Genomic DNA, 9,976 nt, shown 5'->3' with positions numbered 1-9,976 from the left:
AGGTGGGGAGGCCTTCGTCGTCCGGTACCGTGCCGGACATGGGGGAAATCGAGCTCGGCGACGGCACCCTGTCCTATGAAGAACGCGGCCGCGGCCGGCCGATCGTGTTCCTGCACGCGGGTGGGATGACCCGCGCGATGTGGGAGGAGCAGTTCACCCGCCTCGCGGGGACCCACCGGGTCCTCCGCTACGACGCCCGCGGCGCGGGCGGTTCGTCGAACCCGCCGCGGGAGTTCTCGCACCACGAGGACTTGAAGAAGCTGCTGGACGCGCTCGACGTCGACCGGCCGGTGCTCGTCGGCTGCTCGTTCGGCAGCCGCGTGTTCCTCGACTTCGCGGTGGCGTACCCGGACCGCGTCGGCGGCCTGTTCCTCAGCTCGCCGGGGATCAGCGGCATGGAGTTCCGTGACCCGTTCGTCCTCGACCTGATGGAGCAGGCCGGCGAGGCCGCGCGGGCCGGGAACGGCCCGGCCTTGCTCGAGTGCGTCCTGCGGCTGTGGGTCGACGGGCCCCGCCGCACGCCCGGTGAGGTCGATCCGGCGGTCCGGAAGTCCTGCCGGGACATGCTGGTGGAGAACGCCGCGAAGGGCCACCCGGCGCCGGTCGTCGGAATCGAGGTGGGCGCGATCGGCCGGGTCGCGGAGATCGCGGCGCGCACCCTGGTGGTCACCGGCGACCTCGACTCGACCGACATCTTCGCGGTCGCCGACCTGCTGGAGCGGGAGGCACCGCACGCACGCCGCGCGAAGGTGCCCGGCGCCGCACACATGGTGAACCTCGAGCAGCCCGCCCGGTTCGGCGAGCTGCTCGAGGAGTTCCTCGGTTAAGCCGGTACGGCTTCCCAGCGGACGCTGGACACCGACGGCTCCAGCGAAAGCCGCGACACCGCCGCCTCCATCTGGGCGTCGTCGCGCTGGTCGCCGATCAGCTCGGCGCGGACCTCGACCGTGCGGTCCTCGCGATCGGTGCTCAGCACCGACAGCAGCCGGAAGTCCGTGCGGGTCAGCGACTGCACGAGCAGCGCCCGCACGTGCGCCTCGGTCGCGTCGCGGGTGACAGCCTGGAACGCGTACCGCGTCGGCGTCTCGTCGCCCGCGTCCGGGCGGCGGTCGACGACCCGGCCCAGCGGCCGCAGCACCACGTTCACCCCGACGACGACGGCGGTCCCGGCCGCCGCGATCGCGTACAGCCCGGCTCCGGCGAGCGCGCCGACCGCGGCCGAGCACCACAGCGTCGCCGCGGTGTTGAGGCCGCGGACGTTCAGGCCGTCGCGCAGGATGACGCCGGCGCCGAGGAACCCGATGCCCGAAACGATTTGGGCCGCGACCCGCGTCGGGTCGGCGTCGCCGCTCGTGGTCAGCCCGCCGAAGCCGTGCGCGGACAGCAGCACGAACAGCGTCGCGCCGACCGCGACCAGCGCGTTGGTGCGCAGCCCGGCCATCCGGGCGCGGAACTGGCGCTCGATCCCGATGACGGCACCCAGGCCGACGCCGGCGCCGACGCGCAGCAGCATTTCGAAAATGGTCATGATCCCGCTCTTTTCCGGCGTGCGCACTGCCGGACAGGGGAGACCGGACGTCGGTCAGCTCAGCCGGAAACCTCCGGTGAGCGCACGCCCGGTCGTCCCGTGACTGTCCGCTGGCATGTGCCGCTCACCTCGCTTCCGGTGCTCGTGGTTGATCGACTCCCCCACTGTAGCGCCGGGTCCCGGCCCCGTCGCCTGTGATGATCGCTACGCCCAGTGCCGGCGCAGGTGCGGCACGAGGTCTCCGGGCCGTTCGTCGGGGAAGAAGAGCTTCGCGCCGGGGACCTCGACGACCTCGGTGACGCCGGGGACGGTGTCCCGGAAGCGGTACGCCCACTCGACGCCGAAGTTCGGGTCGCCGGTCCCCCAGACCAGCAGCGTCGGCACGCGGAACTCCTTCAGCAGCGGCTCGATCGCGTCCAGTTCCTCGCCGCGGACCGACGTCAAGAGGCGCTCGAACTGCCGCGCCGCTTCCAGGGTGCCGCCGACCGGCCCCACAAAGGCTTCCAGCACCTCGGCGGGCAGCCGCTCGGGGTGTTCGTAACCCCCGCCGAGCGCGCCGGTCCGCGCCCGCTCGGGGTCCGCGGCGAGCTGGACCAGCAGCGGCGCCAGCTTCCCGCGTTCGGCCAGCTCGACGACCGGGCGGAACGCCTCGGGCGGCAGGTTCCCCTGCGTGTCGCAGTTGGTCAGGGTGAGCGAGCGCAGGCGGTCGGCGTGGTGCGCGGCGAAGACCTGCGCGACCGCGCCGCCGGTGTCGTTGGCGACCAGGTCGAACTCGCCCAGTTCCAGCGACTCGCAGAAGTCTTCGAGCAGCCGGGCGAGCCCGTTCAGGCTGAGGTCCTGCCCGGGCGTCACCGGTGAGGCGCCGTGCCCCGGCAGGTCCGGCGCGACGCACCGGCGCTCCCCCGCCAGCTCGCCCACCACCTTGCGCCACAACAGGTTGTTCGTCCCCACGCCGTGCACGAAGAGCGCGACCGGGCCTTCGCCGACATCGGTGTAGCTCACCTCGCCGGACGCCGTCGACACGCGTCCGCGCTGGTCCTCCCAGGTTCGCAGGTCCATCGGTAGAGTCCCTCCAGAAGTAAACCGACTGACGGTCTAGTATCAACAGACCGACAGTCGGTTTGTCAACGACGGAGGCTGCCGAACCCGCATGAACAAGAAGATCGACCGGGGTCAGGCGACCCGCGAGCACCTCGTCGCGGTCGCGACCGGCCTGTTCACCGAACACGGCTACGACGGCACGTCGATCGAAGCCGTCCTGCGGGCGGCCGACGTCAGCCGTGGCGCGCTCTACCACCACTTCCCCGGCAAGGACGCGCTGTTCGCGGCCGTCCTGGACACCGTCTACGACCGGGTCGGCGCGGAGGGGGCGCGGGCCGTCGAAGGCATGACCGACCCGGTCGAAGCGCTGCGCGCCGCGTGTCTCGCGTGGATCCGGAGCACCCGGGACCCCGTGGTGCGGCGGGTGATGCTCATCGACGCGCCGGCCGTGCTGGGCTGGCAGCGCTGGCGGGAGCTCGACGAGGTGCGCACGCTCGGCCGGATCAAGGCGGCGCTGCGGCGCGACGGCCGGATCCCGGCCGCGCGAGTGGACCTCTTCGCGCACGTCCTGCTCGCCGGCATGAACGAGATCGCGTTGCTGGTCGCCCGGGCCGACGACCACCAAAGCGCGGTCGCCGAAGCCGAGGCGGCCGCCGGGGACGTGCTGGACCGGCTGCTGGGAACGTGAAACGGGCCGGGGCGACAGCGTCACCCCGGCCCGTTCTCTTTCTGCTACGCGGTTTCGAACGGCTGGACGTTCGGCTGGAACACCTGCCCGTTCGCCGGCACCTTGAGGTCGGTCAGGTAGTCCGCCACGGCCTTGTCGACGCCCAGGGCGTCGCCGAGGATGCAGTGGCCGAACGCGTCGACCGACAGCAGCCGCGAGTTGCCGAGCTCGGCCGCCATCCGCTGGCCGAACTTGTACCGCGTCGCCGGGTCGTAGTAGTTGCTCACGACGACCACCGGTACGTCGGTCTGAGCCCGCCACGGACCGCGGTAGGCATCCGGCTTCTTCGCCGGCCACACCGGGCAGCCCGCCGTGTCGGCGAACGCCTGGTAGCGGCCGAAGGTGCGCGACTCGCGCTCCCACTTCGCGGCGATGTCCGGCACCTGCTCCTGCTTGATCCGAAACGGCTTGTCGGAGCAGTTGACGGCGAAGTACGAGTCGTCGCTGGTGTAGGGGCTGTCCGGGTTCTGGTCGGCCAGGCCCTGTTTGCCCGGGGTGAGCGCCTTCAGCGGCTTGGCCTGCAGCGCCTGGGACTGCGCGCCCGCTGGGTGGATCGCGGTGTACAGCGCCTGCAGGTCCTCGGCCAGACCGGCGAACGCCCCCGGCGAATACAGGACGCTCGAAACGCCGCCGGTGAACTGGTTGATGTCCACCGTGCCGCCACCGGGGATGGTGATCGGCTGCTTGCGCAGGTACTCCCGCAGCTCGTCGAACTTCGCCCGCGGGGTGCCGTCGCTGAACGCGCACTTCGCGCCCACCTGGTCGCACCGCTTGAGGAACCCGTCGAGCGCGATCTCGAAGCCCTGCGCGCGTTCCCGGTCGTACTGAACGCCGTCGCTGGTGCGCAGCGCCGGGTCGACGTTGCCGTCGATGACGATCGCGCGCGACTGCTTCGGGAACATCGAGGTGTAGGTCGAGCCGATCAGCGTCCCGTAGGAGAAGCCGACGAAGGTCAGCTTCTGGTCGCCGACCGCCGCGCGCAGCGTGTCGAGGTCGCGCACGACGTCCTTGGTGGACATGTGGTTCAGCAGCGAACCCGCGTTGTTCTTGCAGAACCGGCCGTAGTCGCGGTAGCTCGCGAGGGTGCCGGAGATCTCGGCGCGGGTCAGCGGCACCGGGATCTGGGCGCCGAAGACCTCGTCGGCGTCCTCCTGGGTGGTGAAGCAGCGAAGCGGGTTGCTCTGCCCGACGCCGCGCGGGTCGAACCCGACGAGGTCGAACCGGTCGAGCACCTGCGGCTGGAAGTAGTACTGCCCGCTGATCGGCATCCGCAGGCCCGAGCCGCCGGGGCCGCCGGGGTTGAGGAACAGCGAGCCGACGCGCTTGTCGGGCGTGCGGGCGGCACGCTTGAGCAGCGCGATGTCGATGGTGCCCAACGAGGCGTTGTCGTGGTCGATCGGCACGCGATAGCGCGCGCAGCTGTAGAACTTGACCTGGTCCGCGGGCACGCCGGCGAGGGTGTCGCTCGAGCAGGTACCCCAGTTGACGGCGGCGGTCGCCCCGACCACGGCGGGCTTCGCCACCGCGTCGGGGGCTGACACATCCGGGGCCGCCGCGGCGGTGCCGGCCGTCCCGGCCAGTCCCACGCCGGCCACGAGCGCCCCCACCAGTGCGAACGACCGCACCCGGCCCTGTGTGGATCTCGGCAAGACGTCTCCTCCCTTGGTGACGCATGAGCCGCGCGGCCGAGCCGTCACGGCGCGTTACCCCGGAGAGACTGGCACAAACCGGTGAAAGCCGTCACCGGCCAAAAGGATGGTGGGAACCTACCCGGCCACCGGCGTGAGCACGAAAACCGGCAACGGCCGGCCCGCCTCGCGTTGCTCCATCCGGTACCCCGGCCAGAACTCGAGCAGCTCCCGCCACATCGCGTCGTACTCTTCGCCGTGCAGCTCCCGCGCCACCACCCCGCTCGGCCGCCCCTTGAGCTCGACCTCCGCCTTCTGGTTCGCGCGCAGGTTCAGCGCCCACGCCGGGTCGTTCGGGCGGCCCCAGTTGGAGGCCGTCAGCACGATGTCGTCGCCGTGGGGGAAATAAAGCAGGTTCGTGCTGCGGGGCTGCCCGCTCTTGCGGCCCGTCGTCGTGAGCCGCAGCGACGGCAGCCCGGCGAGCGCCACGAGGCTCACCCGGCCGCCGAACGCGCGGTGCAGTTTCTTGTCCGCCCACACGACGGCCCCGGCCGTGCGCATCAGCCACGGCCGGGTGCCGAGGGCCCGGGCGAGCGCCCGGAGAGGATTAGCCACGCACCGATCTTGCCAGGCTCACCCCGAACCGCTGCTGGGAGTCGGTCCACCAGCGCTCCAGCGCGAACCCGGCCGCGGCCAGCTCCGCCTCGACGCCGGCGGGCCGGAACTTGGCCGAGATCTCCGTCCGGATGTGCTCGCCCTCGGCGAAGCTCACCGTGAGGTCCGCGCCCGGGATCTCGACGGTCAGCGCCCGCGGAGCCCGCAGGCGCATCTCGATCCACTCGTTCTCCGCGTCCCAGTGCGACACGTGCTCGAACTCGTCGACGTCGAAGTTCGCGCCGAGGCGGGCGTTGATCACCCGCAGCACGTTCTTGTTGAACTCGGCCGTGACACCCGCGGCGTCGTCGTAGGCGCGTTCGAGGATGCCCGGGTCCTTCACGAGGTCGGTGCCGAGCAGCAGCCACTCCCCCACGTCGAGCACTTCGCGCACCGACCGCAGGAAGGTCGCGCGCTCGGCGGGGAGGAAGTTGCCGATCGTGCCGCCGAGGAACGCCACCACCCGCGGCTGGCCACCGGGCAGGAGGCCGAGGTGCTGGGTGAAGTCGCCGACGACCCCGCGGACGGTCAGTCCCGGGTAGTCCTTCGAGATCGCCTCGGCGGCGTCGGCCAGCGCGGACTCGGACACGTCGAGCGGGACGAACGCTTCCAGGCTGCCGTGCCCGGTGAGCGCGTCGAGCAGCAGGCGGGTCTTCTCGCTCGACCCGGACCCGAGCTCGACGAGCGTGTGCGCGCCGGACAGGCGCGCGACGTCGCCGGCGTGCGCGGCCAGCACCTCGCGCTCGCTGCGGGTCGGGTAGTACTCCGGCAGCTGGGTGATCTTCTCGAACAGCTCGCTGCCCTCGGCGTCGTAGAACCACTTGGGCGGCAGCCACTTGCGCTCGGCCGTGAGCCCGGCGACGACGTCCGCGCGCAGTTCCGCGGTGACGGCGTCGCCGGACCGGTGGTGGTCGAGGTCGATCTCGGTCATGAACGCTCCTGGGTCAGGGGAAGCAGGTCGACGCCGGCGGCGGTGGCGCGCACGGCGTGGTGGTCGGGGACGGGCCGCCAGCGCGGATCACCGTCGACGGGTTCGGACGCCAGCCACACGTTGCTTCCGGGGGTTCCGGGTGGCGGAGCCCCCGGCCCGGGGCGAAGCCCCGGCACAACACTGCCGGCCGGGGTCTCCAGCACGGACAGCGCGTGGGTCCAGGCGGTACCGATGAGGGTCGAGCCGTCGGTGAGCAGGAAGTTGAGCCGGGAACCGGGCGCGGCCGCTTCGACGGCGAGCGTCAGCTGCGCCACCGCCGTCAGCGGGTCCTCGCCCGTGGCGAGCCGGGCGCGCAGCAACGCCCAGAGCACCACCGAGTCCGTCGGTGCCTCCAGCGTCAGCAGCTCGGTGACCGGCAGGGTCTTGGCCAGTTCGGCCAGCGAGTCCGGATAGCCGCGGACGACGCCGTTGTGGCTGAACAACCAGTGCCCGGCGGTGAACGGCGCCGCGGCCGCTTCGGTCACCGGCAGGCCGGTGGTGCCGTTGCGGACCGCGGCGACGAACGCGCCCGAGGTCACCGCCGCGGCCAGCGGCGGCAGCGTCTCGTCCGTCCACAGTGGAGTGGATCGGCGGTGACGCAGTGGCGGCGAGCCCGGGCCGGGGTACCAGCCCAGCCCGAACCCGTCCGCGTTGACCGAACCGCCGCCGCGCATGTCCGCCGGTGCGTAGGACTGCACCAGCAGCGAATGCGGCGCGCGAAAGATCGCCTCGGCGGGCGAAAGCGGCTCGCCGAGGTAGGCGATGTGCCGGCACATGACGCCTAGCCCACCTCGCCGGGTGCCGCGTCGCGGGCCGTGCGGAAGCCGGCGAAGATCTGCCGCCGGATCGGGTAGTCCCAGTTGCGGAACGTGCCCCGGATCGCCGACGGGTCGGTGCCGAAGGAGCCGCCGCGCAGCACCTTGTACTCGGGTCCGAAGAAGACCTCCGAGTACTCCCGGTACGGGAAGGCGGAGAACCCCGGGTAGCCGTGGAAATCGGTCGAAGTCCACTCCCAGACGTCGCCGATCAGCTGGTGCACGCCGGTCGGCGACGCGCCGGCCGGGTACGCCCCCGCCGGCGCCGGGCGCAGGTGCCGCTGGCCCAGGTTCGCGTGCTCGGCCGACGGTTCCCCGTCACCCCAGGGGAACCGCTGCGACCGGCCGGTCGCCGGGTCGAACCGCGCGGCCTTCTCCCACTCCGCCTCGGTCGGCAGCCGCCGCCCGGCCCAGGCCGCGTAAGCCTCGGCCTCGTAGTAGGAGACGTGCACGACCGGCTCGTCGGCGGGAACGCGCTCGTAGACGCCGAACGCGGTGCGCCACCAGCCGTCCTGCTCCCGCTTCCAGAACCGCGGCGCGGTGATGCCGTTTTCGGTCCGGTACGCCCAGCCCGCCGGGCTCCACCAGCGCTCGTCGTCGTAGCCGCCGCCGTCGAGGAACCGCGCGTAGGCGCCGCCCGTCACCGGGACGGTGTCCATCCAGAAGGCCTCGACGGCGATCTCGTGCGCCGGGCGCTCGTTGTCCAGCGCCCACGGCTCCGCCGACGTGCCCATCGTGAACGCGCCACCCGGCACCAGCACCTCGGCGGGCAGCGGGCCCGACCGCGCGGGCGGCGGCTCCGGCGCGTGCAGCACCGGGTCGCCCTTGCGCAGCTGGTGGGTGGCCAGCATGGTCTCGTCGTGCTGCTGCTCGTGCTGGGTGATCATGCCGAACGCGAAGGCCTGTTCGGTCAGCCGCCGCCCCTCCATCGGCGCGTGCTCCAGCACGTCGAACGCCTTCTCGCGGACCTGCTTGACGTACGCGCGCGCCTCGGCCGGGCCGAGCAGCGGCAGCTCCGGCCGGTCGGCGCGGGCGTGCTGGAACGCGTCGTAGATGTCGTCGATGTCCGGCCGCAGCGGCTCGCGTCCGCCGACGTCGCGGACCAGCCAGAGCTCCTCCTGGACGCCGATGTGCGCGAGGTCCCAGACCAGCGGCGACATCAGCTTGGAGTGCTGGCGGACCAGGTCTTCGTCGTCCACGGCGTCGGTCAGCGCCACGCTGCGCGCCCGCGCCCGGGTCAGTGCTTCGGCCGCCCGGGCACGCAGGTCCTGCGCGCTCAGGTCACCCAGTGCTTCCGTGCTCATGCTTCGCTCCTCGATCGGTACGCGCGCCCCTGCACGCTCTCGCTGATCTCGGTGATCGACTCGTCCGCCAGCCCCGTCACGCCCAGCTCGGCGCAGCCGAGGTCGGCCAGCGCCGCCGCGACGGCCGCCAGGTCCTCGTCGGCCAGTCCCCGCCGCGCCGCGTCGGTCCACCGGTCCGCGACCGGCGCGCAGACCGCGCGCACCTTGTCCACAGTGGACGGCCGGGCGAGCAGCGCCGAGACCAGCGCCACCGGCGCGAGCCACTCGTCCGGCGGTTGCGCGTCGAGGTACCGGATCTCCAGGTAGCCCTGGGGCCGGACCGGGGTGAACATCGTGGTGAGGTGGTAGTCGAGGTCCGCCGCCGTCGGTTTCGGCAGCAGGGCGGCCGCGCCCCTGCCGTCGATCCAGTCGGCGAAGGTCAGCCCCTCCGGCGCGTCCCACGGCCGGTCGCCGCGGGGCAGCACCATCAGGGGCGTGTCCATCAGGCGCTCGGCCCACGCTCCGGCGGGGTCGTCGTCCGTGACGCCGGACGTGCGCGTGCGGACCGCCTCCGTGTCGTGCACCGCGAGCCAGCGGGCGGAGGCGTGTCCCGTGTCCCGTCCGGCGTGGACGCGGGAGTTGGCGAAGAGGGCGAGCAGCGGCGGGCCCATCGCGTGGGCCGCCGCCCACCGGGCCGCGTACTGCCCGGGCTCCCCCGCGTCGACGCAGACCTGCAAGCCCGCGGTGCTGCACATCATCGTGAGGCCACCGGGACCGATCGGCGCGAACCGCCGTTCCATCGCCGCGTAGCGCGGTGTGCGCAGGACCCGGCGCGGCTCGCGGTGGGCGTCGATGCCCGTTTCGCCCAGCACGAGGTCGTGCCGGGCGAGGCGGTCGCGCAGGTGGTGGAGGTCGGCCGTGACGGCTGCGTCGAGATCGCGCAGGGAGGCCTGGGGAAGAGCGGAGATCTCGACCTGGCACCCGGGTTCGAGGCTCACCGGTGAGCCGGCCGGGAGGGGCGAGGCGGGGCTGTCGGGGCGGAGTGTCCGCGGGGTGTGCGGACCCAGCGCCGCGGCCAGGACGTCGGGATCGAGGGGTCTGGCCGGGTCGTCGGCGTGGTGCACGGTGAACTCCAGCTCCACGCCGGTCAGGCGGGGTGGTCCGTGCTTGAAACACACCGATGCGACGTACGCCTCGCCGGCCGCGCGGTCCGCCAGGACCCGTGCGGTTCGGTTGGACGCACTACCCGACTTCTCGGGGAAATCGTGCACCGCTTGCATGTCCGTTCCTGTTCCGTGTGGTGGAACTTCTTGACTTCGGACGCTACACG

10 protein-coding genes are annotated in these 9,976 nt (G+C 72.4%); 2 read left to right on the top strand and 8 right to left on the bottom strand.

Annotated features, from left to right (window positions below):
- Positions 1-38 precede the first annotated feature (38 nt).
- Positions 39-827 carry an alpha/beta fold hydrolase gene (locus ABFJ78_RS12560; protein ID WP_436386115.1) on the top strand — a complete coding sequence of 263 codons (789 nt, stop codon included), beginning with the start codon at positions 39-41 and terminating at the stop codon, positions 825-827.
- On the opposite strand, the gene ABFJ78_RS12555 is transcribed toward ABFJ78_RS12560, so the two are convergent.
- Positions 824-1,528 carry an MgtC/SapB family protein gene (locus ABFJ78_RS12555; protein WP_436386114.1) on the bottom strand — a complete coding sequence of 235 codons (705 nt, stop codon included), beginning with the start codon at positions 1,526-1,528 and terminating at the stop codon, positions 824-826. The two genes, ABFJ78_RS12560 and ABFJ78_RS12555, sit on opposite strands and share 4 nt — an antisense overlap.
- A 204-nt stretch (positions 1,529-1,732) precedes the next feature.
- Positions 1,733-2,587, bottom strand: a complete 855-nt coding sequence (locus tag ABFJ78_RS12550; RefSeq protein WP_436386113.1) for an alpha/beta fold hydrolase — start codon at positions 2,585-2,587, stop codon at positions 1,733-1,735.
- A gap of 91 nt (positions 2,588-2,678) precedes the next feature.
- Here ABFJ78_RS12550 and ABFJ78_RS12545 point away from each other — a divergent pair, with 91 nt between their 5' ends.
- A complete protein-coding gene (locus ABFJ78_RS12545; RefSeq protein WP_436386112.1) occupies positions 2,679-3,257 on the top strand; it encodes a TetR/AcrR family transcriptional regulator in 579 nt (192 codons plus the stop codon).
- Positions 3,258-3,301: 44 nt separating this feature from the next.
- Here ABFJ78_RS12545 and ABFJ78_RS12540 read toward each other — a convergent pair whose 3' ends face one another.
- From ABFJ78_RS12540 to ABFJ78_RS12515, 6 genes are all read right to left on the bottom strand, one after another.
- Positions 3,302-4,921, bottom strand: a complete 1,620-nt coding sequence (locus tag ABFJ78_RS12540) for an alpha/beta hydrolase (RefSeq protein WP_436386778.1) — start codon at positions 4,919-4,921, stop codon at positions 3,302-3,304.
- A gap of 141 nt (positions 4,922-5,062) precedes the next feature.
- A complete protein-coding gene (locus ABFJ78_RS12535; protein WP_436386777.1) occupies positions 5,063-5,485 on the bottom strand; it encodes a nitroreductase family deazaflavin-dependent oxidoreductase in 423 nt (140 codons plus the stop codon).
- Between the two features lie 46 nt (positions 5,486-5,531).
- The gene (gene egtD / locus ABFJ78_RS12530; protein ID WP_436386110.1) at positions 5,532-6,509 is read right to left on the bottom strand and encodes an L-histidine N(alpha)-methyltransferase; all 978 of its coding nucleotides are present in this window, start codon (positions 6,507-6,509) and stop codon (positions 5,532-5,534) included.
- The gene (gene egtC, locus ABFJ78_RS12525) at positions 6,506-7,324 is read right to left on the bottom strand and encodes an ergothioneine biosynthesis protein EgtC (protein ID WP_436386109.1); all 819 of its coding nucleotides are present in this window, start codon (positions 7,322-7,324) and stop codon (positions 6,506-6,508) included. The genes egtD and egtC overlap by 4 nt, the downstream gene beginning before the upstream one ends.
- 5 nt (positions 7,325-7,329) lie before the next feature.
- Positions 7,330-8,667, bottom strand: a complete 1,338-nt coding sequence (gene egtB / locus ABFJ78_RS12520) for an ergothioneine biosynthesis protein EgtB (RefSeq protein WP_436386108.1) — start codon at positions 8,665-8,667, stop codon at positions 7,330-7,332.
- On the bottom strand, positions 8,664-9,926 hold the full coding sequence (locus tag ABFJ78_RS12515) for a glutamate-cysteine ligase family protein (protein ID WP_436386107.1): 1,263 nt from the start codon (positions 9,924-9,926) through the stop codon (positions 8,664-8,666). Before ABFJ78_RS12515 ends, egtB begins: the two co-directional genes overlap by 4 nt.
- Positions 9,927-9,976: the final 50 nt, after the last annotated feature.

Origin of the sequence: Amycolatopsis sp. MEPSY49, from assembly GCF_051337345.1 — a bacterium.
Taxonomy (GTDB): domain Bacteria; phylum Actinomycetota; class Actinomycetes; order Mycobacteriales; family Pseudonocardiaceae; genus Amycolatopsis.
The sequence above is the reverse complement of the archived record's forward strand: the minus strand, read 5'-3'. Positions and strand labels throughout refer to the sequence as shown.

What these genes read in the sequence shown, in the direction of transcription:
- egtC (WP_436386109.1), bottom strand. Translation starts at nt 7,324, where the DNA reads ATGTGCCGGCACATCGCCTACCTCGGCGAGCCGCTTTCGCCCGCCGAG.
- ABFJ78_RS12550 (WP_436386113.1), bottom strand. Translation starts at nt 2,587, where the DNA reads ATGGACCTGCGAACCTGGGAGGACCAGCGCGGACGCGTGTCGACGGCG.
- ABFJ78_RS12545 (WP_436386112.1), top strand. Translation starts at nt 2,679, where the DNA reads ATGAACAAGAAGATCGACCGGGGTCAGGCGACCCGCGAGCACCTCGTC.
- egtD (WP_436386110.1), bottom strand. Translation starts at nt 6,509, where the DNA reads ATGACCGAGATCGACCTCGACCACCACCGGTCCGGCGACGCCGTCACC.
- ABFJ78_RS12555 (WP_436386114.1), bottom strand. Translation starts at nt 1,528, where the DNA reads ATGACCATTTTCGAAATGCTGCTGCGCGTCGGCGCCGGCGTCGGCCTG.
- egtB (WP_436386108.1), bottom strand. Translation starts at nt 8,667, where the DNA reads ATGAGCACGGAAGCACTGGGTGACCTGAGCGCGCAGGACCTGCGTGCC.
- ABFJ78_RS12515 (WP_436386107.1), bottom strand. Translation starts at nt 9,926, where the DNA reads ATGCAAGCGGTGCACGATTTCCCCGAGAAGTCGGGTAGTGCGTCCAAC.
- ABFJ78_RS12560 (WP_436386115.1), top strand. Translation starts at nt 39, where the DNA reads ATGGGGGAAATCGAGCTCGGCGACGGCACCCTGTCCTATGAAGAACGC.
- ABFJ78_RS12535 (WP_436386777.1), bottom strand. Translation starts at nt 5,485, where the DNA reads ATGCGCACGGCCGGGGCCGTCGTGTGGGCGGACAAGAAACTGCACCGC.